General features: G+C 75.5%; 25 protein-coding genes. 13 read left to right on the top strand and 12 right to left on the bottom strand.

All coding sequences use genetic code 11. The features are described 5' to 3' along the window. Window position 1: 1 nt before the first annotated feature. Together N555_RS0113330 and N555_RS0113325 are read right to left on the bottom strand one after the other, a co-directional pair. Window positions 2-487 (bottom strand): SRPBCC family protein, encoded by a 486-nt coding sequence (locus N555_RS0113330; RefSeq protein ID WP_029431990.1) that lies wholly within the window; start codon window positions 485-487, stop codon window positions 2-4. Next, window positions 484-837 carry an ArsR/SmtB family transcription factor gene (locus N555_RS0113325; protein WP_034510406.1) on the bottom strand — a complete coding sequence of 118 codons (354 nt, stop codon included), beginning with the start codon at window positions 835-837 and terminating at the stop codon, window positions 484-486. Before N555_RS0113325 ends, N555_RS0113330 begins: the two co-directional genes overlap by 4 nt. 127 nt (window positions 838-964) lie before the next feature. Here N555_RS0113325 and rocD point away from each other — a divergent pair, with 127 nt between their 5' ends. Further along, a complete protein-coding gene (rocD, locus tag N555_RS0113320) occupies window positions 965-2,203 on the top strand; it encodes an ornithine--oxo-acid transaminase (protein WP_029431988.1) in 1,239 nt (412 codons plus the stop codon). Here the strand turns inward: rocD and N555_RS0113315 are convergent. Together N555_RS0113315 and N555_RS0113310 are read right to left on the bottom strand one after the other, a co-directional pair. Then, the gene (locus N555_RS0113315; protein WP_029431987.1) at window positions 2,176-3,039 is read right to left on the bottom strand and encodes an amidohydrolase family protein; all 864 of its coding nucleotides are present in this window, start codon (window positions 3,037-3,039) and stop codon (window positions 2,176-2,178) included. The genes rocD and N555_RS0113315 overlap by 28 nt on opposite strands. Window positions 3,040-3,046: 7 nt before the next feature. Beyond that, entirely contained in the window at window positions 3,047-3,727 is a 681-nt protein-coding gene (locus N555_RS0113310) for a maleylpyruvate isomerase family mycothiol-dependent enzyme (RefSeq protein ID WP_051684044.1), read from the bottom strand. 118 nt (window positions 3,728-3,845) lie between these two features. Between N555_RS0113310 and N555_RS28340 the strand changes: the two genes are divergently transcribed. Then, window positions 3,846-4,394, top strand: coding sequence for a DUF6158 family protein (locus N555_RS28340; protein ID WP_051684043.1), 549 nt, complete (start codon window positions 3,846-3,848; stop codon window positions 4,392-4,394). Window positions 4,395-4,408: 14 nt separating this feature from the next. Here the strand turns inward: N555_RS28340 and N555_RS0113300 are convergent, their stop codons facing one another. Next, window positions 4,409-5,251 (bottom strand): PaaX family transcriptional regulator, encoded by an 843-nt coding sequence (locus tag N555_RS0113300; protein WP_197029008.1) that lies wholly within the window; start codon window positions 5,249-5,251, stop codon window positions 4,409-4,411. Window positions 5,252-5,279: 28 nt separating this feature from the next. After that, the gene (locus N555_RS0113295) at window positions 5,280-7,031 is read right to left on the bottom strand and encodes a chorismate-binding protein (RefSeq protein WP_034510399.1); all 1,752 of its coding nucleotides are present in this window, start codon (window positions 7,029-7,031) and stop codon (window positions 5,280-5,282) included. A 274-nt stretch (window positions 7,032-7,305) separates the two neighbouring features. Here N555_RS0113295 and boxC point away from each other — a divergent pair, with 274 nt between their 5' ends. The 4 genes from boxC to fdxA all read left to right on the top strand — a co-directional run bounded on the left by boxC (window position 7,306) and on the right by fdxA (window position 12,599). Continuing rightward, window positions 7,306-9,033: a 2,3-epoxybenzoyl-CoA dihydrolase gene (gene boxC, locus N555_RS0113290; protein WP_029431982.1), complete on the top strand. Its 1,728-nt coding sequence runs from the start codon at window positions 7,306-7,308 to the stop codon at window positions 9,031-9,033. Window positions 9,034-9,044: 11 nt separating this feature from the next. After that, window positions 9,045-10,517: a benzoyl-CoA 2,3-epoxidase subunit BoxB gene (boxB, locus tag N555_RS0113285; RefSeq protein WP_231502733.1), complete on the top strand. Its 1,473-nt coding sequence runs from the start codon at window positions 9,045-9,047 to the stop codon at window positions 10,515-10,517. Between the two features lie 82 nt (window positions 10,518-10,599). Beyond that, window positions 10,600-12,231, top strand: coding sequence for a benzoate-CoA ligase family protein (locus N555_RS0113280; protein ID WP_029431980.1), 1,632 nt, complete (start codon window positions 10,600-10,602; stop codon window positions 12,229-12,231). Between the two features lie 38 nt (window positions 12,232-12,269). Then, entirely contained in the window at window positions 12,270-12,599 is a 330-nt protein-coding gene (gene fdxA / locus N555_RS0113275; protein WP_029431979.1) for a ferredoxin, read from the top strand. Between the two features lie 10 nt (window positions 12,600-12,609). On the opposite strand, the gene N555_RS0113270 is transcribed toward fdxA, so the two are convergent. After that, window positions 12,610-13,401 (bottom strand): acyl-CoA thioesterase, encoded by a 792-nt coding sequence (locus tag N555_RS0113270; RefSeq protein ID WP_029431978.1) that lies wholly within the window; start codon window positions 13,399-13,401, stop codon window positions 12,610-12,612. After that, complete coding sequence (locus N555_RS0113265) at window positions 13,398-14,573, bottom strand: CaiB/BaiF CoA transferase family protein (RefSeq protein ID WP_304412917.1); 1,176 nt, start codon at window positions 14,571-14,573, stop codon at window positions 13,398-13,400. Before N555_RS0113265 ends, N555_RS0113270 begins: the two co-directional genes overlap by 4 nt. A 55-nt stretch (window positions 14,574-14,628) precedes the next feature. Between N555_RS0113265 and N555_RS0113260 the strand changes: the two genes are divergently transcribed. Beyond that, on the top strand, window positions 14,629-15,120 hold the full coding sequence (locus N555_RS0113260; protein ID WP_029431976.1) for an SRPBCC family protein: 492 nt from the start codon (window positions 14,629-14,631) through the stop codon (window positions 15,118-15,120). On the opposite strand, the gene N555_RS0113255 is transcribed toward N555_RS0113260, so the two are convergent. Together N555_RS0113255 and N555_RS0113250 are read right to left on the bottom strand one after the other, a co-directional pair. Continuing rightward, the gene (locus tag N555_RS0113255) at window positions 15,117-15,752 is read right to left on the bottom strand and encodes a hypothetical protein (RefSeq protein WP_051684042.1); all 636 of its coding nucleotides are present in this window, start codon (window positions 15,750-15,752) and stop codon (window positions 15,117-15,119) included. The two genes, N555_RS0113260 and N555_RS0113255, sit on opposite strands and share 4 nt — an antisense overlap. 201 nt (window positions 15,753-15,953) lie before the next feature. Beyond that, complete coding sequence (locus N555_RS0113250) at window positions 15,954-17,081, bottom strand: MSMEG_0565 family glycosyltransferase (RefSeq protein WP_029431974.1); 1,128 nt, start codon at window positions 17,079-17,081, stop codon at window positions 15,954-15,956. Between the two features lie 159 nt (window positions 17,082-17,240). Between N555_RS0113250 and N555_RS0113245 the strand changes: the two genes are divergently transcribed. Together N555_RS0113245 and N555_RS26880 are read left to right on the top strand one after the other, a co-directional pair. Next, complete coding sequence (locus N555_RS0113245; protein ID WP_029431973.1) at window positions 17,241-17,684, top strand: hypothetical protein; 444 nt, start codon at window positions 17,241-17,243, stop codon at window positions 17,682-17,684. A 251-nt stretch (window positions 17,685-17,935) separates the two neighbouring features. Continuing rightward, on the top strand, window positions 17,936-18,568 hold the full coding sequence (locus tag N555_RS26880) for a cysteine dioxygenase (RefSeq protein ID WP_051684041.1): 633 nt from the start codon (window positions 17,936-17,938) through the stop codon (window positions 18,566-18,568). Between the two features lie 87 nt (window positions 18,569-18,655). On the opposite strand, the gene N555_RS0113235 is transcribed toward N555_RS26880, so the two are convergent. Next, window positions 18,656-19,195 (bottom strand): GNAT family N-acetyltransferase, encoded by a 540-nt coding sequence (locus N555_RS0113235; protein WP_029431971.1) that lies wholly within the window; start codon window positions 19,193-19,195, stop codon window positions 18,656-18,658. Between N555_RS0113235 and pdxY the strand changes: the two genes are divergently transcribed. Together pdxY and N555_RS0113225 are read left to right on the top strand one after the other, a co-directional pair. Continuing rightward, window positions 19,194-20,045, top strand: coding sequence for a pyridoxal kinase PdxY (gene pdxY / locus N555_RS0113230; protein WP_029431970.1), 852 nt, complete (start codon window positions 19,194-19,196; stop codon window positions 20,043-20,045). The genes N555_RS0113235 and pdxY overlap by 2 nt on opposite strands. A gap of 79 nt (window positions 20,046-20,124) precedes the next feature. Then, a complete protein-coding gene (locus N555_RS0113225; protein ID WP_029431969.1) occupies window positions 20,125-21,006 on the top strand; it encodes an NAD-dependent epimerase/dehydratase family protein in 882 nt (293 codons plus the stop codon). On the opposite strand, the gene N555_RS0113220 is transcribed toward N555_RS0113225, so the two are convergent. Next, on the bottom strand, window positions 20,991-21,761 hold the full coding sequence (locus N555_RS0113220) for a putative hydro-lyase (protein WP_029431968.1): 771 nt from the start codon (window positions 21,759-21,761) through the stop codon (window positions 20,991-20,993). The genes N555_RS0113225 and N555_RS0113220 overlap by 16 nt on opposite strands. Window positions 21,762-21,850: 89 nt before the next feature. Between N555_RS0113220 and N555_RS0113215 the strand changes: the two genes are divergently transcribed. Both N555_RS0113215 and N555_RS0113210 read left to right on the top strand, forming a co-directional pair. Continuing rightward, window positions 21,851-22,798 carry a helix-turn-helix domain-containing protein gene (locus N555_RS0113215; protein WP_029431967.1) on the top strand — a complete coding sequence of 316 codons (948 nt, stop codon included), beginning with the start codon at window positions 21,851-21,853 and terminating at the stop codon, window positions 22,796-22,798. Then, the gene (locus N555_RS0113210) at window positions 22,795-23,343 is read left to right on the top strand and encodes a dihydrofolate reductase family protein (protein ID WP_029431966.1); all 549 of its coding nucleotides are present in this window, start codon (window positions 22,795-22,797) and stop codon (window positions 23,341-23,343) included. Before N555_RS0113215 ends, N555_RS0113210 begins: the two co-directional genes overlap by 4 nt. Window positions 23,344-23,349 lie beyond the last annotated feature (6 nt).

Raw genomic sequence — 23,349 nt, 5'->3', positions numbered from 1 at the left:
CTCAGCTCCCGGCGAGGACGGCGTCCAGCCGCTCGTACCCCTCACGGACGCCGACCTCCATGCCGCTGGCCACGAAGGCGTCGCGGCCCTCGAAGCTGTCCACCAGCGAGGTGGCGGTGAGCCGGCAGCGGCCCCCGGGCAGCTCCTCCAGCACGAGCTTCTCCAGCGCCACGGCGTCCGAGAAGCCCTCGAAGGTGAAGGTCTGCACGATCAGCTCGTCGGGCCGGATCTCGTGGAAGGTCCCGCGGAAGGCGAACTCCTCGCCGTCCCGCGCGTGCACGTAGCGGTAGGAGCCGCCGGTGCGGCAGTCCCAGGAGTCCACCCGCATCTCCAGTCCCCGAGGCCCGTTCCAGAGCTTCACCAGCTCGGGGTCGGTGTGCGCCCGGAAGACCTTGGCGGGCGGGGCGTCGAACTCGCGGGTGATCCGGACCATCGGGACGTCGGGGTCGGCGACGATCTGGGTCTCGTGCGCGGTGCTGGTGCTCATGGCCGTGCTCCTCCCTCGGGGTGTGCATCGTCCGGCAGGGCTGCCAGGACGTCGTCGAGACGGCGGTAGCGCTCCTCGGCGGCGCGCCGGTAGCGCTCGAGCCACTTCGTCATGAGGTCGAACACCTCCGCCTCCAGGTGCACCGGCCGGCGCTGCGCCGACCGGCTCCGGCTCACCAGCCCGGCGTCCTCGAGCACGCGCACGTGCTTGGAGACCGCCTGCAGGCTGATGTCGTACGGGGCCGCCAGCTCGTTGACCGTCGCGTCACCGAGGGTCAACCGCGCCACCATGTCCCGGCGGGTGGGGTCGCCCAGGGCCGCGAACACCCGGGACAGCGGGTCCGCCGCCATGTCGACCTCCTCTTCGCTCAACCAACCGGTTGAGAAAGAGGCTAGGACCGCGCCGGCGCCGTTGTCAACCGTTTGGTTGCGTACGCACGACTCTTCCGGCGCGACCCCGCGGGGTCGACCATGCGCCATGAGCACCACCGTGTCCCGCACCGCCGAGCACCTCGCGCTGGCCGAGGCCGTCACCGCGCACAACTACTCCCCGCTGCCGGTCGTCGTCACCGCGGCGGAGGGCGCGTGGGTGACCGACGTGGACGGCCGCCGGTACCTGGACTGCCTGGCCGGGTACTCGGCGCTCAACTTCGGCCACCGCCATCCCGCGCTGGTCGCCGCCGCACGCGACCAGCTGGACCGGGTCACCCTCACCAGCCGGGCCTTCGGCAACGACCGGCTGGGCCCGTTCGCCCGCGACCTCGCCGCCCTGGCCGGCATGGACCTCGTGCTGCCGATGAACACCGGCGCGGAGGCGGTGGAGACCGCGGTCAAGGTCGCCCGCCGCTGGGGGTACCGGGTCAAGGGCGTCCCCGACGGCCGGGCCCGGATCGTGGTCGCCGCGGGCGGTTTCCACGGCCGGACGACGACGATCGTCGGGTTCTCCACCGACCCGGTGGCGCGCGACGGCTTCGGCCCCTTCACCCCCGGCTTCGACGTCGTCCCCTACGGCGACGCGGCCGCGCTGCGGGCGGCGCTCACCCCGGAGACGGTCGCGGTGCTCCTCGAGCCGGTCCAGGGCGAGGCCGGGGTCGTGGTGCCGCCGCCGGGCTACCTCGCCGCGGTGCGGGCCGCCTGCGACGAGGCCGGCGCGCTGTTCGTCGCCGACGAGGTGCAGTCCGGGCTGGGGCGCACCGGGGCCACCTTCGCCTGCGACCTCGAGGGCGTGACGCCGGACGTCTACGTCCTCGGCAAGGCCCTGGGCGGCGGCATCCTCCCGGTGTCGGCGGTCGTGGCGCGGCGCGACGTCCTCGGCGTCGTGACGCCGGGCAGCCACGGGTCCACCTTCGGCGGCAACCCGCTGGCCGCGGCCGTCGGGCACGCCGTGGTGCGGCTGCTGGAGACCGGCGAGTACCAGGCCCGGGCGCGCGAGCTGGGCGCCCGGCTGTCGGCGCGGCTGTCGGAGCTCGTCGGCTCCGGGGTCACCGCCGTCCGCACCCGCGGGCTGTGGGCCGGTGTCGACGTCGACCCCGCCCTGATGAACGGCGCCGAGGCCTGCCGGCGGCTGGCCGCCTGCGGCGTGCTCACCAAGGACACCCACGGCTCGACGATCCGGCTCGCCCCGCCGCTGGTCGTCACCGAGGAGGAGCTGGACTGGGCGGTCGACCGGCTGGCGGCGGTCGTGACCGGTCAGACCGCGGGGTCGAGCCCGCGGTAGACGCGCAGCGCGTTGCCCCCGAGCACGAGCGGGACGACGTCCGCCGGGATGTCCAGGGCCGCGATCGCGCGGGCGTTCGCGGCCTGGCCGGGGACGCCGGGCCAGTCGGTGCCGTAGATGAACTTCCGCGCGAGCCGGGCGAGGTCGAAGCGGCCGTAGTACTCGGGCAGCCGCCGCGGCGGCAGACCGGAGAGCTCGATCCACACGTTGGGCCGGGAGACGGCGAGGAAGGCCGCGGCGTCGTACCACCAGCCGCGCCCCCCGTGGGCGAGCACGACCTGGAGGTCGGGGAAGTCGCGGACGACGGCGTCGAGGTACACCGGGTCGGCGTAGGCGTTGGTCGAGCCCGGGAAGGTGCTCGTGCCCGAGTGCACCACCAGCGGCACGCCGCGCTCGACCAGCACGGCGTAGGCCGGGTACATCATCGCGTCGTCGGCCCGGAACCCGCCGTGGACGGGGTGGATCTTCAGCGCGGCCGCACCGAGGTCCAGCTGCCGGGTGAGCTCCGCGGCGATCGGGTGGTGCAGGTGCGGGTTGACGTTGGCGACCGGCCGGAACCGCCGCGGGTTGTGCTCGACGAGCGGCAGCAGGTCGTCGAAGCGCTGGTAGCCGGTGGCCTTGGGGCTGTACTCGCAGAACAGCAGGGCGACGTCCACACCCTGCTCGGCCATGTGCCGGTCCAGCGCGGCCGGGTCCGGCGTGCCGTCCGGACGCCAGATCTCCTCGAGGATGCCGGGCCGGCCGAACTGCCGGGCCCAGTCGACCCACGCCGGGGCCAGGGTGTCGAGCAGCGGGACGTGGACGTGCGCGTCCACCAGCACGTGTCCGTCGAGCACGGGGGCCTCAGGTCCAGGCCGGCAGCGACGGCAGCGGCCCGTCGGACCGCAGCCCCTCCCCCGCCGTCCGGCCGGTGAGCCAGGCGACGACGTCCGGGAGCGACCCGGCGACGGCGGGCTCGCCGCTGCCCCACTCCCCGTCGCCGGCGAAGACCGTGAGGGCCGGGACGGTGTCCTTGCGCGCCCAGGTCCCGAAGACCTGGTCGACCAGCGCGGCGAGCACGTCGCCGGGCACGTCGGCGAAGCCCACCCCGGCGTCGAGGTCGACCGCGTGCACCCGGGCCTCGACGGTCCGCATCCACAGCACCTCGCTCGCCGGTACCGTGCGACCGGGGAAGGTGCGGACCTCGGCGTCCCAGGCCCGGTCCGGCAGCCCGGCCACCGCCTCCGCCAGCCGCCGGGTGGCCGCCAGCACCTCGGCGTCGAGCTCCTCCGGGGGCAGCGCGGCGCGGCGCTCGATCTCCGCGTTCCGCGCCTGCGCGGAGGCGTACATCGGGGTCTCCACGCCGGTGCGCGCCCACTCGAGCAGGTTGGTCAGCCCGTCGGCGTTGCCGGCGAGGTGCCCCAGCACGTGCGCCCGCGACCAGCCCGGCAGCAGCGAGGGGCCGGGGTACTCGTGCGGGACCAGCCGGCCCAGCGCGGTCCCCAGGGCCCGCTCGGCGTCCACCCACCACTCCCGACGGCTCATCGACCCCTCCGCTCCCCGCTGCGTCGGCCCCACCCTGCCACCCGGAACGCGTGACAGCAGCGCCGGCCGGCAGCACGATGAGACCCCGATCACACCCGCCCGCCCCGAGAGGAGCGTCATGAGCGACCGCCCCGGCGTGCCCGCCCGCGACCTGTCCGACGAGGAGCTGGAGCGCCAGGGGGTGCACGCCCACGCCATGCGGCACTGGGTCTTCCTGCACGGCACCGCCGACCAGTTCCGCACGCACACCGAGCGGATGCTCGAGCTCGAGCAGGAGTACCTGCGCCGGCATCCGCAGCGCACCTGGCAGGGCGCCGGCGGCGACGCCGACCCCCCGTCGCGCGAGGACCGCATCCGCGACCTGGTCCAGACGTTCTCCCGGGCGATGACCGCGCTGCTGGACGAGGAGCCGGCCGCCGCGGCCCCGGGTCCGCGGCGGGACCCGGAGGCGGCGCAGGCCGCGCTGCTGCAGCGGTTCGCGCAGGCCCCCGACGGGCGGCTGCACAAGCTCGAGGCGCACCAGATCGCCCGCCGGCTGGCCCCGGACAACCGGCTCGTGGCCCGCCTCTACCGGTCGGACCCCCCGCTGCTGCAGGCGGAGAAGGACGTCCGCGTCATCACCGACGCCGGACGGGCCTGGCTGGCCGAGCACCCGGTCCCCGCCTGAGTCGCCGGCCGCGGTCAGTCGCGGGCCAGCTCCGACCAGGCCGCCTCGGCCCGGGCGGCCCAGGCGGCGTGCCGCTCCCGGAAGACCTCCGCGGCCCGGTTGCCGCTCCACCGGGGCGGCAGCAGCTCCCGCGGCAGGCCCGGGTCCAGCAACGGGAAGCGGCGCCACTCCTGGACCAGCCGAACCTGGGCGACCAGCGCCTGCCGGTCGGTCCGCGGCCGGCGCCGGCCAACCAGTTCGAGGAAGTCCTCGTACCGGCCCTCGATGTCGTCGAGGTCCCAGGCCGCGCGGGCCAGCGACCGCTCGTCGCCCACCCGGCCGGCGTCGGCGACGAAGGTCCAGCTGCCGGCCAGGAGCGCGAGGTCGGCCAGCGCCTCGCGCACCTCGGGCTCGCGGCCGGTCCAGGGCGTCACCCACGTCCCCGGCGCCGGCGAGCCGAGCCCCGCCCAGCCCAGTTGGGTGCGCAGCCGCTGCCGGAGGGCCCGGTTGTTCTCCGGGACGCCGACGAGGGCCACCAGCCAGCGCCCGTGCCACTGCCGTTCGTCCCGGGCGAAGCCGTAGATCCGGTCGCGGCCCTCGCGCAGCAGGCGGGTGCCGGCGGCCGTCAGCGACCAGCGCGTCTCCCGCCCGACCCGGGAGGAGGCGATCCAGCCGGAGTCCGCCGTCCGCATGATCGCCTGGCGGGCCGCCTTCTCGGCGACGTCGAGGTCGCCGAGCAGCTCCAGCAGGGTCGCCGTCCACACCGGACGGCCGGACGGCAGCACGAACTCGCCGAGCACCGTGAGCAGCAGGCTGCGCGCACTGGCCGCGCCGAGCTCCTGGCGGCGCGTGACGACCGGCCCGTCCCCTGGCTCCACGGCGCCCATCGTGGCATCCGGCACCGCGTCAGCCCGGCGCCGCGCCCAGCACGGCCGGGCGCCAGCCGCGGAGCGAGTTGACCAGCGCCAACTCCCCGGCCTGCACGAGGTCCGCCGGCCGCAGCACGCGCTCGGCGAGGACCCCCGCCCGGACCAGCCGGGCCCGCTCGACGCCCGGGAGGCAGCCGTCCCCGAGCGGCGGCGTCCACCAGCGGCCGTCGAGGCGGACGGCGAGGTTGGCCGTGCAGGCCTCGGTGACCTCACCCCGCTCGTTGACCAGCACCACCTCGTCGGCCTCCGGGTGCCGGGCCCGCCGCAGCTCGTAGGGCGCGCGGAGCGTCGTCTTGTGGTGCGGCCAGACCTCGCGGGAGTCGACCGGGTCGTCGTCGACGTGCAGCCGGAGCGGGCCGGCGACGGCGCCGGGCAGCGGCCCGACCTCGACGGTCAGGCGTCCGTCCCGGGCGCACAGCAGCCGGACCCGGGCGTCCCCCGCGCCGGTCAGCCGGCCGGCCAGCGCCGCGCGCGCGGCGGCACCGTCGAACGGGAACCCGAACCAGGCGGCCGAGCCGGCCATCCGGTCCAGGTGCGCGTCGAGGGACCGGACCCCGCGCCCGGCCTCGTGCCGCATGGTCTCGAGGAGGGCGAAGTCCTCGGGCCGGGCGTCGAGCACCCGCGCCTTGGCCAGCAGTTCCGCGTACTCCGCCGCGGGCTCGGACCCCCAGGTGATGCCCCCGCCGGTGCCGTAGGTGGCCGTGCCGGTCTCGCGGTCGACCAGGACGGTGCGGATCGCGACGGCGAACCGGGCCCGGACGGGCGCGCCGGGCGGGGCCACCACCCCCACCGCGCCGCAGTAGACGCCGCGCGGGCCGTCCTCGAGCTCGCGGAGCAGCTGCATCGAGGCGACCTTCGGCGCCCCGGTGACCGACCCGGAGGGGAACAGCGCACGGAAGACGTCGGTCAGCCCGGTGCCCGGCAGCACCTCGGCGGTGACCTCCGAGGTGAGCTGGTGGACCGTCTCGAAGCGCTCCGGCCGGCACAGCCCGGTCACCGTGACGCTGCCGGTGCGGGCGATCCGGGCCAGGTCGTTGCGCACCAGGTCGACGATCATGACGTTCTCGGCCCGCTCCTTGGCGCTGGCCAGGAGCGCGCCGACCGCCGCAGCGTCCTCCTCCGGCGTCCGTCCCCGCGCGGCGGTGCCCTTCATCGGCCGCATCCGCAGCAGGTCCCCGGTCCACTCGACGAAGAGCTCGGGGCTGGCGCTCGCGACCACGAAGCGCCCGAGGTCCAGGTAGGCGTTGTGGGCGCCGCGCTGGCCCAGGGCCAGGTCCGCGTACAGCTGCCGCAGGTCCCCGGCCGCCGGCGCGGTGACGCGCGTGGTCAGGTTGCACTGGTAGGTCTCGCCGGCGGCGATGTGCTCCCGCACGCGCTCGACGGCGTCGCGGTGGCGCGGCGCGTCCCACGCACAGGACCAGGGGCCGACGGCGTGGTCGCGGACGTCGTTCGGCGTCACGACCCCGACCCGTGCCGGCGCCGACGAGATCCCGAACCAGGCGAGCGGGAGCCCGGGCACCGGCTCGTGCACGGCCAGGTCCGGGTCCAGGCCCGCGGCTGCCTCGTAGGCCACGAAGCCGAACGCCCAGCGGCCGGCCGAGGTCAGCCGGTCGACCTCGTCGAGGACGGCCGGCACCTCCTCGGGGCGGACGGCGACCAGCTCCTGCTCGACGTCGTCGAAGGCCAGTGCGGTGCCGGTGCGGAGGTCGTCGAAGCGCGCCCAGGGCATGGCCCTCCCTCCGCCGCGTCCGGCGCCATCCTGCCGGAGGGCCCGCGCGGTCCCCGACCGCCCTCACGGCCCATGCGTGATCCGTCCCACAATCCGGACAGCGGTCCGGACCGCGGTGACGGACGGACGCGCAGCTCGAACGGCAGGTGACGGACCACGGCGCGCCTCCGCTACAGAAGCTCTGCTGGTTGCACATCGCTCTGTAGCACGTCACGATGGGGACACGCGGCCGCCGGGGATCCCCCCTCGCCGGCCCCGTCCCCTGGGAGGCGCCGTGACCACGCTGGACGACCGCCGGCCGACTCCGGAGGCCCCCGCCCCGGTCGCCGAGCCGGCCGCGACCGTCGAGGTCTCGTTCGTCACCTCGCCCGAGCAGTACCGGCACTGGCGGCTGTCGGTCGACGGCGAGATCGCCACGCTCACGCTCGACGTGGACGAGGACGGCGGCCTGGTCCCCGGCTACGAGCTGAAGATGAACAGCTACGACCTCGGCGTCGACATCGAGCTGCACGACGCGGTCCAGCGGCTGCGCTTCGAGCACCCCGAGGTCAAGGCCGTCGTGGTGACCAGCGGCAAGGAGCGGATGTTCTGCGCCGGCGCGAACATCAGGATGCTCGCCGCCTCCCCGCACAGCTGGAAGGTGAACTTCTGCAAGTTCACCAACGAGACCCGCAACGGCATCGAGGACGCGTCCCGCTCCTCCGGGCTGCCGTTCCTCGCCGCGGTCAACGGCACCGCGGCCGGCGGCGGCTACGAGCTGGCGCTGGCCTGCGAGCAGATCGTGCTGGTCGACGACAACTCCTCGGCCGTCTCGCTCCCCGAGGTCCCGCTGCTGGGCGTGCTGCCCGGCACCGGCGGCCTGACCCGCGTGGTCGACAAGCGCGGCGTCCGGCGCGACCTGGCCGACGTCTTCTCCACCACCGCCGAGGGCGTCCGCGGCGAGAAGGCGGTGCAGTGGCGGCTGGTCGACGCCGTCGTCAAGGCCCGCGACTTCGACGCCGAGGTGGCCCGCCGCGCCGCGGAGCTCGCCGCCGGCTCCACCCGGCCCGGCGCCGGCGCGCAGGGCATCGCGCTGACCCCGCTGCGCCGCGAGACCACCGACGACGGCTTCGGCTACGAGCACGTGCGCGTCGTCCTCGACCGCGACTCCGGCACGGCCACCGTCACGGTGCTCGGCCCGTCCGCCGTCCCCGCGTCGGTCGAGGAACTGCAGGCCCAGGGCGACCGGGGCTGGTTCCTCGCGATGACCCGCCAGCTGGACGACGCGATCCTGCACCTGCGCAGCAACGAGCAGTCGATCGGCACGTGGCTGCTGCGCACCGAGGGCGACCCGGCGACCGCCGCGGCCTCCGACGAGTTCCTGCTCGGCGCCCGCGGGCACTGGCTGGTCGACGAGCTGATCGGCTTCTACAAGCGGACCGTGAAGCGGCTCGACACGACGTCCCGCAGCCTCTTCGCGCTGATCGAGCCGGGCAGCTGCTTCGTCGGCGCCCTGGCCGAGATCGCCCTCGCCGCGGACCGGCAGTACATGCTCGACGGGCAGTTCGAGGACGACGAGCGCCCGTTGCCCCCCGCGGTGATCCGGCTGAACGCCTTCACCACCGGCCTGCTGCCCATGGGCAACGACCTGACCCGGCTGCAGGTCCGCTTCCTCGGCAGCGCCCAGGAGCTCGCCGCCGCCGAGGCGGCGGCCGGGCGCGATCTGCTCGCCGCCGACGCCGACGCCCTCGGCCTGGTCACCGCGGCACCGGACGACATCGACTGGGACGACGAGGTCCGCCTCGCCATCGAGGAGCGGGCCAGCTTCTCCCCCGACGCGCTGACCGGCATGGAGGCCAACCTGCGCTTCGCCGGCCGGGAGACCCCGGAGACCAAGGTCTTCGGCCGGCTCACCGCCTGGCAGAACTGGATCTTCCAGCGGCCCAACGCCGCCGGCCCCGACGGGGCGCTGCGCCGCTACGGCACCGGCAAGCGGGCCGACTACGACAGGAAGCGGGTCTGAGCATGACCACGATGGAGAGCTCCCCGACCAACGGCACGGTCACCGGCGAGGCCCCCACCCCGACCGGCCCGCTGTCGTCCATCGACTACAGCGAGCGGATCCCGAACAACGTCGACCTCGCCGGCGACCGCAAGCTGCAGCGGGCCCTCGAGGGCTGGCAGCCCAAGTTCCTCGACTGGTGGAAGGCCCTCGGCCCGGCCGTCCCGACGCAGGACGTCTACCTGCGCACCGCCGTCGCCGTCGGCCGCGACGGCTGGGCGCACTTCGACCGCGTGCCCATGGAGGAGTACCGCTGGGGCATCTTCCTCGCCGAGCGCGACCCCGACCGGACGGTCGCCTTCGGCCAGCACAAGGGCGAGCCGGCGTGGCAGGAGGTCCCCGGCGAGTTCCGCTCGGACCTGCGCCGGCTGATCGTCGTCCAGGGCGACACCGAGCCCGCGTCGGTGGAGCAGCAGCGCCACCTCGGCATGACCGCGCCGTCGCTGTACGACATGCGCAACCTCTTCCAGGTCAACGTGGAGGAGGGCCGGCACCTGTGGGCGATGGTCTACCTGCTGCACGCCTACTTCGGGAAGGACGGCCGCGAGGAGGCCGAGCAGCTGCTGAAGCGGAACTCCGGTGACTACGACAGCCCGCGCATCCTGGGCGCGTTCAACGAGGAGACGACCGACTGGCTGTCGTTCTTCATGTTCACCTACTTCACCGACCGGGACGGCAAGTACCAGCTCGGCACGCTGAAGGAGAGCGGCTTCGACCCGCTGGCGCGCACCTGCGAGTTCATGCTCAAGGAGGAGGCGCACCACATGTTCGTCGGCACGACCGGCGTGCAGCGGACGGTGCAGCGGACCGCCGAGCTGATGGCGCAGCACGGCACCGACGACATCTGGGAGCACGGCGGCATCCCGCTGTCGGTCATCCAGAAGTACCTCAACTTCCAGTACTCGGTGTCGATGGACCTGTTCGGCGCGGAGACGTCGTCCAACGCGGCCGCCTACTACACCGCCGGGCTCAAGGGCCGGTGGATGGAGACCCGCCGCAAGGACGACCACCAGCTGCACGACCTGACGATGGACGTGCCGGTGATCACCGACGGCCGGATGGCCACCAAGACGGTGCCGATGCTGACCGCGCTGAACCTGGACCTGCGCAACGAGTACGCCGCGGACTGCGAGAACGGCGTCCGGCGGTGGAACCAGGAGCTGGAGGAGGCCGGCCTGGAGCAGCGGCTCACGCTGCCGCACCAGGGCTTCAACCGGAAGGTCGGCGCCTTCGCCGGCTCCTCCGTCTCCCCCGCCGGCGAGGTCCTGGACCCCGCGACGTGGGAGCAGCGGGCCGTCGACTGGCTGCCGAGCCCCGAGGACCGCGCGCGGGTCGCCGAGCTGATGACGCCCTGCCACGAGCCGGGCGAGTTCGCCGGCTGGATCGCTCCCCCGTCGGTCGGCATCAACTCGCTGCCGGTCGAGTACGACTACGTCCGCTTCTGACGAAGGACCCTCCTGCCCCCACCGCTCGCGAGCTCGCGACGGGCCCCTGCAGGAGGGCCATCCGCACGAGACGAGGTGCGCCGTGGCCGCCGTTCCGGAGCTCTTCAACGCCGCCGAGTGGCTGGTCACCCGGCACGCCCGGGCCACCCCGGACCGCCGGGCGGTCGTCGCGATCGACCGCGACGGCAGCGTCCGCACCCTGACCTACGGCGAGTTCGACGACGCCGTGGCCGGGGTGGCCGCGGCGCTCGTGGCGTCGGGGGTGCGGCCGGAGGAGCGGCTGCTGCTGTGCATGGGCGACACCCCCGAACTCCTCGCCGCCTTCCTGGCCGGCCTGCGCATCGGCGCCGTCCCGGTGCCGGTGAGCACCATGCTGACGCCGGTGGACATCGCCGCGATCGCCACCGACAGCCGCGCCCGGCTCGTGGTGCTGAGCGCGGAGTTCACCGGCCTCGCCGCCGGCCTGGCCGGGCAGCGCGACCTCGCCGACGTCGTGGTCATGGGCACCGCCGCGGACGGCGCGGTCGAGCTGCCCCGAGTGGACGACGTCCGCGTCCGCAGCTGGGCGGGGTTCCTGGCCGACGGTGCCGGCCTCCGCGAGCGGACGGCGCAGCCCTACCCCACCGTCGCCGACTCCCCCGCGTTCTGGCTCTACACGTCGGGCACGACCGGCACGCCGAAGGGCGCGATGCACCGGCACGGCTCCCTGCGCGACACCGCGGTCACCTACGCCCGCGACGTGCTGGCCGTCGGCCCGGACGACGTCACCTTCTCCGTGGCGAAGTTCTTCTTCGCCTACGGCCTGGGCAACACGATGACGTTCCCGTTCTCCGTCGGTGCCACCACGGTGCTCGACCGCTCGCGGCCGAGCCCGGCCGGCACCCTGCAGGTGCTCCGGGAGCACCGGCCCACCCTCTTCTTCGCCGGTCCGACGTTCTACGCGGCACTGGTCGGCGCCGGGCTCCCGGCCGACGCCTTCGCCCCGGTCCGCGCCTGCGTGTCGGCCGGCGAGGCCTTCCCCGCGCCGCTGTTCGAGCGGTTCACCTCGACGTTCGCCGTCGAGATGCTCGACGGCATCGGCTCCACCGAGATGCTGCACATCTTCATCAGCGGCCGGCCCGGCCGGACCCGGGCCGGGTCGACCGGCGAGGTGGTCGCCGGCTACGACGCGAAGATCCTCGACGACGACGGCGCCCCGGTCCCCGACGGGACGCCCGGCAACCTGTGGGTGCGGGGCAGCTCGGCGGCCACCGGCTACTGGCAGCGGATGGACGTCACCCGCCGGGTCTTCCAGGGCGACTGGGTCCGCACCGGCGACACCTACGTGCGCAGCGCCGACGGCTACTTCTCCTCCCTCGGCCGCACCGACGACATCATCAAGGCCGGGGGCATCTGGGTCTCCCCCACCGAGGTGGAGGAGCGGCTGCGGGCGCACCCCGAGGTCCACCAGGTCGTCGTCGTCTCCGTGCCGGACGAGGCCGGGCTGGACAAGCCGGTGGCCTGCGTCGTCCTCGCCGACGGCGCCGCTGTGACCACCGACGGCCTGGTCGCCTTCTGCCGCGACGGCCTCGCCGCGTTCAAGCGGCCGCGCAACATCCTGGTCTTCGACGAGCTGCCGACGACCGCCACGGGCAAGCTGCAGCGGTTCCGCATCCGCGAGCTCGCCGTCGAGCGGCTCGGCAGCGCGCGCTCCGACGCCCCCGTGCCGGCCTGACCGCGCCCGAGCCCACCCCTCTCGAGGAGAGCAGCCCCGTGCCCTACGTGATCGGCAGCGAGTGCATCGACACGACCGACAAGTCCTGTGTGGACGAGTGCCCGGTCGACTGCATCTACGAGGGCGACCGCAAGCTCTACATCAACCCCAGGGAGTGCATCGACTGCGGCGCCTGCGAGCCGGTCTGCCCGGTCGAGGCGATCACCCAGGACCGGCGGGTGAGCGACGAGAACGAGGCGCACGTCGCCGACAACCGGCGCTTCTTCGTCGATCCCCTCCCCGGCCGGGACGCCCCGCTCGGCAGCCCCGGCGGCGCGTCGGCGGTCGGCAGGCTGGGCGTCGACACCGAGCTCGTCGCCGGCGCCTGACCGCCGCGGCTCAGCCGGCCTCCTCCGGCCCGCGTGCCTCCCGGATCACCATCTCCTGCGCGCCGCTGGCCAGGACGGCGCCGGCGCGGTCGAACAGCGTGCTGGTGTACCAGCCGCGACCGGCCGCCACCGTGGTGCCGACGTGGTCCATGAGCACCCAGTCGTCCATCCGCACCGGGCGGTGGAACCAGACGGCGTGGTCGAGGCTGGCCATCGAGCGGACCCGGGGGCCCATCAGGTGCGCCAGCCCGCTGAAGAGGTCGGAGACGTGGACGGCGACGGCGGCCTGGTGCAGCGCGCCCCCCTCCGCCGCGCTCGGTGCCCGCACCCAGGTGCGCATCGGGTGCGCGCGGTCGGCCCGGGGATCGGGGTCGCGCACCTCGACGCCGGGCAGGATCGACGGCAGCGGCTGGGACTCCTCGGGGCCGCGCACCTCGGGCATCGTCCCGGACTGCCGGTCCGGGCCCTCCTCGGGCCGGGCGAACGACGCCGCCAGCCGGAAGATCACCCGGCCCTCCTGGCGGGCGGCGACGGTGCGGGCGGAGTAGGAGTGCCCGTCGCGGTCGCGCTCGACGTCGAAGACCACCGGCAGCCGGGCGTCGCCGCGGCGCAGGAAGTAGCCGTGCAGCGAGTGCGGCACCCGCTCGTCGGAGACGGTGCGGGCGGCCGCGACCAGTGCCTGCGCCGCCACCTGCCCGCCGTACAGGCCGTTGTGCCGGTTCTCGGTGGGCGCGCCGGTGACGAAGCGGTCGGGCGCCTCCTCGACGACGGTGAGCAGCTCCCGCAGCTGGACGGCGCTCATGAGGCCACCACACCGTCGTCCAGCAGCCGGCGGACCTCGTCGTCGGCGACCCCCCAGGCGGCCAGCGCCGACCGGGTGTCCTCGCCGGGCAGCCGGGGAGCGCCGCGGACGGCGCCCGGGGTGCGCGAGAACCGCGGGGCCACGCCGGGCTGGGCGACGCCGTCGACGTCGACGTAGCTGCCGCGCGCCGCCAGGTGCGGATCGGCCGGCGCCTCGGCGAGCCCGAGCACCGGGGTGACACAGGCGTCGGAGCCGGCGAAGTGCGCGGCCCACTCGTCGCGGGTCCGGGTGGCGAAGACCGCCGCGAGCCGGCGCCGGTGCTCGGGCCAGGCCGCGACGTCGTGCTGGTGCGACAGCTCCCCGGTCAGCCCGAGGCCCTCGAGCAGCCGGGCGTGGAACTGCGGCTCGATCGCGCCGACGGCGACGTGCCGGCCGTCGGCGCAGGCGTAGGTCGTGTAGAACGGCGCGGCTCCGTCGAGCACGTTCGCCTCCCGGCGGTCGGTCCACACCCCGGCGGCGAGCATGCCGTGGACCATCGTGATCAGGGAACTGGCGCCGTCGACCATCGCGGCGTCCACGACCTGCCCCCGGCCGCTGGTCCCCCGCTCCAGGAGGGCCGCCAGCACGCCGACGACGAGGAAGAGCGAGCCCCCGCCGAAGTCCGCGCCGATGTTCAGCGGCGGCACCGGGTGGTCGGCGGGGCCGATGGCGTGCAGCGCGCCGGTCAGCCCCAGGTAGTTGATGTCATGGCCGGCCTCGGCGGCGCGGGGACCGGTCTGCCCCCACCCGGTCATCCGCGCGTAGACCAGCCGGGGGTTGCGGGCCAGCGCCTCCTCGGGACCGAGACCGAGCCGCTCGGTGACCCCGGGACGCAGGCCCTCGACGAGCACGTCGGCGCCGTCCAGCAGCCGCAGCAGCAGGTCCCGGCCCTCGGGGCGCTTGAGATCGACGGCGGCGCAGGGCCGGCTGCGGTGCAGCAGCTCCTGCTCCGGCGGCAGGAGGACGCGCGCGCCGCCGGGCCGGTCGACCCGCAGCACGTCGGCGCCGAGCTCGGCCAGCAGCATGGCGGCGTAGGGGGCGGGGCCGAGGCCGGCCAGTTCGACGACGCGGACGCCGCGCAGCGGGCCCGAGCCCGGGCGCACGGCGGGTCGGGGTTCGGCAGCAGGCTCCACGAGGGGTCACCGTAGCCACCTGCCCCACCGGCACCGGCCGGTCTAGGGTGCCGCCATGCCCACGAGCCTGCGAGCCGTCGACCTGGACTTCATCGACTCCGCGAAGCACCGCGTCACGGTCAGCCACGTGCTGCCCGCGTCACCCGACGTCGTCTTCGCCGCACTCGCCGAGGACCCGGCCGGCTGGGGCGCCTGGTTCCCCGGCTTCACCGACGCCGGCCGCTACCTCACCCCCGGCCCGCACGGGGTGGGCTCTCAGCGGGAGGTGTTCGCCCGCGGTTCCCGGTTCCTGGAGACCGTCCTCGCCTGGGAGCCGGGCCGCCGGTGGGCGTTCCGGGTGGACGAGGCGGGGCTGCCGGCCGTCCGGGCGCTGGCCGAGAACTTCCTGCTGACGCCCGAGGGCAGCGGCACCCGGGTCGACTACACGATGGCGCAGGAGACCAGCCCCGGCTTCGTCGGCGGGCTGATCATCCGGTTCGCCGGCGGTCAGCTGCGCAAGGCCCTCAAGAACCTCGGGACGCACCTGACGAGCAGCGACCGCGCCTAGTCACCCGCTCGCTCGTCGCCGGTGGCCTGGTCGCTCGCGGCCTCGGCCGTGGCGCGCCGGCCGGTGACCAGCGCCGCGCTGGCCTCGCCGAAGGGGCTCGTGGTGAAGCCCAGGCCACTGAGCAGCCCGGCGAGCGTGCGGTTCATCGTCTCCTGCAGCCACCGGTCGGTGTCCGGCGGGCGCGGCGCCTCCCGCGTGGCGCGCACGTGCTGGGTCCAGGCCACGACGACGCCGTCGTGCAGCGAGGTCGGCGTCAGGCACACCCCGCCGCGGGACCGGGTCGCCGTCCGGCCGCTGCAGTCGTGCAGCGGCAGCCCCACCTCGACCAGGGCCGCTCCGAGCTGGCAGAGCAGCCCGACCAGCGGGGAGACGTCGTCGACCAGGGCGTCCCACTCCTCGCCGACCCGCTCGAGCTCGCCGGAGAGGTCGGCCAGCCACGCGCGGTCCTCGGGCGAGGGGCGCCGGGACAGCCGGCCGCCCTCGCGCCGGACGCCGTACGCGGGGGCACCCCCGATCCCGCCCTCCGGGCTCAGCGGTCCGGTCGCCCAGACCGCCTCGTTCTGGTCGGCGTAGGGACCGGCGACGACGAGGTCGGCGCCGTCGACCAGCCACCAGGCCGGTCCCGTCGCCACCTGCTGGGCCGTTCCACAGTCCGACCCCGACCCGTGCACGTCACACCCCCGTTCGCGCCGACTGCTCCGGCCGTTGGTCGGTCCCGGCTCGGTCCGACGCTGGGATATCGGCGCGGGGGTCGAGTGACTCCAGTCCCAGTTCTGCCAGCGATCGCGCGGAACGGGGTCAAGGGTTGCCCGTGTGAGTCACGGACAACCGGGTCAGGCGCCGACGGGGTCGCGCAGCGCGGCGGCCGCGACCGCCCGGTAGCAGCGCAGGTGGGCCTCGGCGACGGCGTCCCAGCCGAGTCCCGCGGCGAGAGCGCGACCGGCCGCGATCCGTTCCTCGTCCGGGGCGCCGGCGGCCAGCAGGCCGGCGGCGAACCCGGCCGGGTTCCCGGCGAGAGCGGTGACGTGGCCGGCGACGGCGCGCACCGCGGGCAGGTCCCGCGCGACGACGGGCACCCCGGCGGCCAGCCCCTCCAGCACGGCGGAGCCGAACCGCTCCTCGGTCGACGGCACCGCCAGGGCCTGGGCGCCGGCCACCAACGGGGCGAACTCCTCGTCCGGCACGTGGCCGAGGACGAGCGGGTACACCTCCAGCTCCTGCGCCCGCGACTCGACCACGGACCGGTACCAGCGGTGGTCGCTCAGGGCCTCGCCGGCCAGCACCAGCGCCAGGTCGGGCCGGGTCAGCCGCACCGTGGCCATCGCCTCGACCAGGTCGAGGGTGCCCTTGCGCGGTTCCACCCCGCCGACGGCCAGCACGTACCGGCCCAGGCGGGCCCGCCAGCGGTTGCGGCCGGCCGCGTTCCCGGGGTCCGCGGCCGCGGCGAAGCGGGCGGTGTCCACGCCTCCGGGGAGGACGACGGCCTCGCGACCCCACCGGGCCCGGATCTGCGCGGCGCCGGCCGCCGAGGAGCAGAACAGCGCCCGGGGCCGGAGGAAGGCCCGCTCGTGGCAGGCGGCCGGCTCGGCCTCGCCGCACGCGTCGGAGGCGGCTGCGGCGTGGTGCACCGTGCGGACGCAGCCGGGCACCGCGTCGGCGCTCGTGCAGTCCTGCGCGTGCACGACGTCGTACCGCTCGTCCGCGGCGGCGACGGCCATCCCGAGTTCGGCGACGGCCCGGCGGGTCCGCGCAGCCGCGTCCTCCCCCGGCTCGTCGGGGAAGGGCACCGGACGGAGCCGGACGCCGGGCTCCGGTGCGCGGGCGGGGCCGTCGTCCGGACGCCCGCCGAGCGACCAGACCGTCACCTCGCACCCGGCGCGGGCCAACGCCTCCGCCAGCGCCTCGGTGTGCGCGCGGACGCGCCGGGGCGGGTCGAGACCCAGCAGCAGGGCGATGTTCACGCGCGCACCTCCGGGGCGACGTGGGCTGACGACCCGCAGCCTGTCGGCACGGCGTGTCCACGGGGTGACGAACACGGCGAGTTCTCGTTACCGACGGCTGCCAGCCGGTTCCCAGCCGCCTGACCGGTCCCTCCCACCCGCGGGGGCCAGCGTGGCGCCATGGACGGACCCCGCTGGCTCTTCGACCCCGCCGCCGCACGGGCCTCCGTGCTGGCCCACCGCCCGCCCGGGTGCTCAGCGGTCACGTGCGTCGTGTCCGACGCCGTGTGGGCCGACGTCGTCGCGCTGCTGCGGTGGGCCGACGCCGGGACCCGAGCGCCGGCGCCGCTGGCCGCGGGGACGTGGTGGCGGCTGGCCTCGGGGTGCGCCGAGCTGCTGCACCGGCTGCCCGGGATGTGCGCGGAGCTGGGCGAGCCGTGGGGTGTCCAGGGCCGACCGGGCGAGGACGAGCTCTCCGTGGAGCGGCGGCTGGCCCGGGCGACCGCGCGGCTCTCCGGTCTGCTGCGCTCGCCGCACCCGGTCCCGCTGCGACGGCTGGCGACCGAGGTCGACGCGCTGGGTGCGGCGGCGATCGGCGCCCTCGTCGAGACCGGATGCCCCTGACCGGCGAGGCCCTCGGCGTAGGACGGCCTGCCCCACCTCGACACGAATCTCCATCAATCCGATGGACTTGACAGGGAAACACCGATCCCGTTCCCTGGAGCACGTGCCCGAGACGCCTGCGCTGTACCGCCGGTCCGCCGTGGACCTGCTGCGGGTCGCGAGCGCACTCTGTCCGGCCTCCTGACGCCGTCCGACCGCACATCCCCCCGCGCGCTCCGCCGACGGAGCCGCGCCGCACGTCAGGATCTCCCGTGACCTCCAGCACCTCGCTCCTCGGCGCCGCCCTGCCCGCCCCCGCGGCGGACCTGCTCGCGTCGATCACCGCGCACGGCGGCCCCGCCCGCGCCGCCGCCCCGCACCGCCTCCCCGACGACGTCACCACCCGGCGGACCAGCGCGGCCGCCCTGGCCGCCGCCCTCGCCGCCAACGCGGCGGCCTGGACCGACCTCGTGGAGTACCAGGCACACAGCCGGTGGACCCACCTGCTCGACCCGGCCACCGCCGCGGCCGCACTCGACCCCGCCCTGCACGACGACCTCGCCGCCGCCCAGATCTGGCTGCTCTCGTGGATGCCGCAGCAGGGCACCCCGCTGCACGACCACGGCGGCTCGGCCGGCGCCTTCGCCGTCGTCTCGGGCGCGCTGACCGAGCTGACGGTCACCGACCGCGGCGACGGCGGGGTCCGCGACTCCGAGGCCGCGCTCACCGCCGGCCGGGTGCGCCCGTTCGGGCCGCACCACGTGCACCAGGTGACCAACACCGGCACGGTGCCGGCGGTCAGCGTGCACGTCTACGAGCCGCGGCTGACCGTCATGAACACCTACCGGATCGCCGGTTGCGGGTTGCTCCAGACCGGCAGCGAGCGCGCCGGCGTCGACTGGTGACGCGCACCGCCTGAGCCAGTCCCCCCGAGCCCGCGCCCGGGCGGCGTCGTCCGACGGAGGGACGGCGCCGTCCGGGCGCGTCCGGGTTCAGCGCAGCGCCGCGGGCGGCCCGTCGTCGCCGGTCAGCGGCCGCTGCCACCACGCCACGTCGTGCCACGACCCGTCCTTGAACCCCACCCGCCGGAACGTGCCGACCGGCTCGAACCCCAGGGCCCGGTGCAGGCCCTCGCTGGCCGGGTTGGGCAGCGTGATGCCGGCCAGCGCGGTGCGGTGGCCACGGGCGGCGAGCCGGGTGAACAGCGCCTCGTACAGCGCCCGCCCGGTACCGGTGCGGCGCAGCCCCGGCTCCAGGTAGACGCTCACCGTGCACGACCAGCGGTAGGCCGCCCGGGTCATCCACTCCCCGCCGTAGGCGTAGCCGACGACCCGGTCGTCCCGCTCGGCGACGAGCCAGGCGTGCCCCTCCTGCGCCCGCGCGATCCGCGCCGCCATCTCGGCTGCCGACGGCGGCTCGAGCTCGAACGAGACGGCCGCGTCGGTCACGTAGGGGGCGTAGACCTCGGCGCAGCGGGGAGCGTCGGCCGGGACGGCGTCGCGGATCAGCACTGTGGCACGGTACGGGGCCATGACGGCCGTCCTGTCGATCCAGTCCCACGTCGCCTTCGGCCACGTCGGGAACTCCTCGGCGGTGTTCCCCCTGCAGCGGCTGGGCATCGAGGTCTGGCCGGTGCACACCGTGCAGTTCTCCAACCACACCGGCTACGGCGAGTGGCGCGGGCGGGTGTTCGACGGCCAGGCGGTCGACGAGGTGGTCGAGGGCATCGCCGACCGCGGCGTGCTGGGCGGCTGCGACGCCGTCCTCTCCGGCTACCTCGGCTCGGCCGACATCGGCCACGCCGTCGTCGGCGCCGTCGGCCGCGTACGGGCGGCCAACCCGGCGGCGGTCTACTGCTGCGACCCGGTGATCGGCGACGTCGGCCGCGGGGTGTTCGTGCGGCCGGGCATCCCCGAGTTCATGCGCGAGGTGGCCGTGCCCACCGCGGACCTCGTCACCCCCAACCACTACGAGCTCGACCTGCTCTCGGGGACGACGACGAAGTCGCTGGACTCGGTGAAGGACGCCGTCGCCGCCGTCCAGGCACTGGGCCCGAAGGTCGTGCTGACCACCTCGCTGGTCGCCGACGACACCCCCGACGACGCGGTGGACCTGCTGGCGTCGGAGGGCGGCCGGCACTGGCGGGTGCGCACCCCGCGGCTGGACGTCGCGGTCAACGGCGCCGGCGACGCGATCGCGGCGCTGTTCCTCGCCCACTGGCTCGACACCCGCTCCGCCGCCGAGGCCCTCGCCCGCGCCGCCGCGTCGGTGCACGGGCTGCTGGCCGCCACCGAGGCCGCCGGGTCCCGCGAGATCCTGCTCGTCGCCGCGCAGGAGGAGTTCGTCAGCCCCAGTTCCACGTTCGCCGTCGACGAGGTCTGACGCGGCCCTCCGCGAGGGGATGACCCCGGGCCCGGCCGCGGTTGTCGTGGCCTGCAGCCCCCTCCCGGAAGGACCTCCCGTGCACGTGTTCCTGACCGGCGGCACCGGCCTCGTCGGCTCCGCCGTCCTCACCGCCCTGCTCGACGACGGCCACACCGTGTCCGCGCTCGCCCGCAGCGACGCCTCCGCCGCCCGCCTGACCGGGGCCGGCGCCACCGTCGTCCGCGGCGACCTCACCGACGCGCACGTGCTGGCCAGGGCCGCCGGCGACACCGACGGGTTCGTGCACACCGCAACCCCCGGCGACGAGACCAGTGCGGCCGTCGACGCCGCGCTGCTCGACGCCGTCCTGCCGGTGCTGGCCGGCACCGGGAAGCCGTACGTGCACACCAGCGGCGTCTGGATCCTGGGCGACGGCGTGGTCGACGAGACCTCTCCCCTCGCCCCGCCGGAGCTCACCGCGTGGCGGCTGCCCCTGGACGCGCGGGTCCGCGACGCGGCGTCGGCCGGCGTCCGCAGCGTCGTCATCGCGCCCGGGATCGTGCACGCGCCGGGCGCCGGCATCGCCGCCACGGTCCTCACGGACGGCCCGCGGACGCCCGACGGCGCGCTCGTCCTCCCCGGCAGCGGCGAGCAGCACTGGACCACCGTGTCGGCGGCCGACCTGGGCCGGCTCTACGCGCTGGCCCTGCAGAGCGCTCCGGCCGGCAGCTGGTACCTGGGCGTCAGCGGGCACAACCCGACCGTCCGCGAGATCGGGCTCGCGGCCACCGCGGGCGGCGATGTCGTGGGCAGCACGGCGGAGGAGACCGTCGAGCGGCTCGGCCTGTTCGGTGCCGCGCTGCTGCTGGACCAGCAGGCGGACGGCGCCCTGGCCCGCACGGAGCTGGGCTGGGAGCAGACCGGGCCCACGCTGCTCGACGAGCTGGCGGGCGACCTGGCGCCTCAGGGCAGCCGGTAGACCGAGTCCGGGACGTCGGTGACGAACATGTGGCCCGGCGCGTGGGTGATGGCCAGCGGTGGCCGGGACGCGAGCACCGCGGCCTGCGGCGTCACCCCGCACGCCCAGAACACCGGGACGTCGCCGGGCTGCGCCTCGACGGGGTCGCCGTAGTCGGGCGCGGCCAGGTCGGCGATGCCCAGCCCGCCCGGGTCCCCCACGTGCACCGGCGCCCCGTGCACCTGCGGCATCCGGGCGGTGACCTGCACGGCGGTGGCGACCAGCGCCGCGGGCACCGGACGCATCGAGACCACGAGCGGGCCGGAGAGCCGGCCGGCCGGGCGGCAGGGCACCGACGTCCGGTACATCGACACGTTGCGGCCCTGCTCGAGGTTGCGGACCGGGACGCCGGCGTCCCGCAGCGCGGTCTCGAAGCTGAAGCTGCAGCCGATCAGGAAGGCCACGAGGTCGTCGCGCCAGACGTCGCACACGTCGGTCGGCTCGTCGACCAGCTCGCCGTCCCGCCACACCCGGTACCGGGGCAGGTCGGTGCGCAGGTCCGCGCCCGGGGCCAGCGTGGTCTCCGGCGAGCCCGGGTCGGTGACCTCGAGCACCGGCACCGGCCGCGGGTTCCGCTGGGCGAACAGCAGCATGTCCCAGGCCCAGTCCCGGGGGAGGACGACGAGGTTGGCCTGCGTGAACCCGGGCGCGGCGCCCGAGGTGGGGACGGCCAGGCCCGCCCGGTACTGCGCGCGGTGCTCGGCGGGAGCGGCCATGCCGTCCATGCTGGCCCTCCGCCGACCGCCGCGCAGACAGCGCAAGAACGGTCGGGCACCGGGACGGCACGGGCGGCCAGACTCCCCCCGTGGCCGATTCCCCCTCCTCCGCCTCCGCCGGCCGGGACCGCCTGCGGGAGCTGATCGACGCCGTCCTGGACGAGGACAACCGGACGCTGCCCGACATGGCCGGCGACGCCTACGCCAGCCCCTGGTACTTCAGCCGGCAGGTGACCGCCGGGGCCGGGGAGCCGCCGGTCGCCCTGCGCCGCCGGGTGCTGCTCGAGCGGGCGGCCTGGCAGCTGCGCGGCGGCGCGACCGTCACCGACACCGCGTTCGCCGCCGGCTACGACTCGGTCGAGGGCTTCGCCCGCGCGTTCGCCCGCGCGTACGGCCGCCCGCCCGGCACCGACGTCGGAGCGGGGCAGTCCGCCCGGGACACCCACTGGCTGCCCGCGCCGAACGGGATCCACTTCCACCCGCCGATGTCGCTGTGGGTCGCCGACGAGCCGTCGCGGCGTCCTGCCGACGAAGTCAGCGCGCTGATGGTGCACCACGACGTCGAGGACACCCGGGCGCTGATCGACGTCGTCAAGGGCCTGCCCGAGGAGGAGTACCGGCGGGTCCGGCTGCCCGGCTGGACGGTGCTGCCGTGGGACGGCGCCGAGGAGTCGGTGGCCGCGGTGCTGTCCACCCTCGTGTGGACCAAGGAGGTCTGGCTGGCCTCCATCGAGGGCGCCGACCAGCCGGTGCGCGGCGCCGACGACCCCGCCGCACTGCTCGCCCGGCACGACGCGGTGGCCCCGCGGTGGCTGGCCGCCGTCCGCGACATCGCCCGGCGCGGGGCGTGGGGCGACCGGCTGGTCGACGCGCTGTGCGAGCCGCCCGAGACCTTCGTGCTCGGCAGCGTCGTCGCCCACGTGCTCACGTACTCCGCGCACCGGCGGCTGCTGGTCCGCTCGCTGCTGCGCGACGCCGGCGTGGAGATCGACACCGGTGACCCGATCGACTGGCTGACCCGGAGGGATGCCCCGTGACCCGCACCGTCTACTACACCGCCACTACGCTCGACGGCTTCATCGCCACCCCCGACCACTCGCTGGCCTGGCTACTCTCGCGGGAGATCGACGCCGAGGGACCGATGGGCTACAAGGAGTTCGAGAAGTCGGTCGGCGCGATCGTCATGGGCTCCAGCACCTACCGGTGGATCCGTGAGCACGAGCCGTCGTCCTGGGCCTACACCGTGCCGGCGTGGGTCCTCACCCACCGCGACGACCACGAGCCCTACGCCGGTGCCGACATCCGGTTCACCGCCGCCGACACCCTGGAGGCGCTGACGGCGCTGCACGCCGAGATGGTGGCCGCCGCCGGCGAACGCGACGTCTGGGTGGTCGGCGGCGGGGACCTCGCCGGCCAGTTCGCCGACCTCGGCCTGCTCGACGCCGTCGAGGTCTCCCTCGCCCCCGTCACCATCGGCGCCGGTGCGCCGCTGCTCCCCCGGCACGTGGAGCTGCGGCGCACCGAGTGGACGGTGAACGGCGAGTTCGTCTGCATCCGCTACGACGTGGTGAAACCCGCTTGAACCGGC

The sequence above is a fragment of the Blastococcus sp. URHD0036 genome (assembly GCF_000701365.1).
GTDB lineage: Bacteria > Actinomycetota > Actinomycetes > Mycobacteriales > Geodermatophilaceae > Trujillonella.
The sequence above is the reverse complement of the archived record's forward strand: the minus strand, read 5'-3'. Positions and strand labels throughout refer to the sequence as shown.

Bases quoted from the DNA above. Each gene is read 5' to 3' on its own strand.
- N555_RS0113330 (WP_029431990.1), bottom strand. From the start codon at position 487: ATGAGCACCAGCACCGCGCACGAGACCCAGATCGTCGCCGACCCCGAC.
- N555_RS0113325 (WP_034510406.1), bottom strand. From the start codon at position 837: ATGGCGGCGGACCCGCTGTCCCGGGTGTTCGCGGCCCTGGGCGACCCC.
- rocD (WP_029431988.1), top strand. From the start codon at position 965: ATGAGCACCACCGTGTCCCGCACCGCCGAGCACCTCGCGCTGGCCGAG.
- N555_RS0113310 (WP_051684044.1), bottom strand. From the start codon at position 3,727: ATGAGCCGTCGGGAGTGGTGGGTGGACGCCGAGCGGGCCCTGGGGACC.
- N555_RS28340 (WP_051684043.1), top strand. From the start codon at position 3,846: ATGAGCGACCGCCCCGGCGTGCCCGCCCGCGACCTGTCCGACGAGGAG.
- N555_RS0113295 (WP_034510399.1), bottom strand. From the start codon at position 7,031: ATGCCCTGGGCGCGCTTCGACGACCTCCGCACCGGCACCGCACTGGCC.
- boxB (WP_231502733.1), top strand. From the start codon at position 9,045: ATGGAGAGCTCCCCGACCAACGGCACGGTCACCGGCGAGGCCCCCACC.
- N555_RS0113270 (WP_029431978.1), bottom strand. From the start codon at position 13,401: ATGAGCGCCGTCCAGCTGCGGGAGCTGCTCACCGTCGTCGAGGAGGCG.
- N555_RS0113260 (WP_029431976.1), top strand. From the start codon at position 14,629: ATGCCCACGAGCCTGCGAGCCGTCGACCTGGACTTCATCGACTCCGCG.
- N555_RS0113245 (WP_029431973.1), top strand. From the start codon at position 17,241: ATGGACGGACCCCGCTGGCTCTTCGACCCCGCCGCCGCACGGGCCTCC.
- pdxY (WP_029431970.1), top strand. From the start codon at position 19,194: ATGACGGCCGTCCTGTCGATCCAGTCCCACGTCGCCTTCGGCCACGTC.
- N555_RS0113235 (WP_029431971.1), bottom strand. From the start codon at position 19,195: ATGGCCCCGTACCGTGCCACAGTGCTGATCCGCGACGCCGTCCCGGCC.
- N555_RS0113220 (WP_029431968.1), bottom strand. From the start codon at position 21,761: ATGGCCGCTCCCGCCGAGCACCGCGCGCAGTACCGGGCGGGCCTGGCC.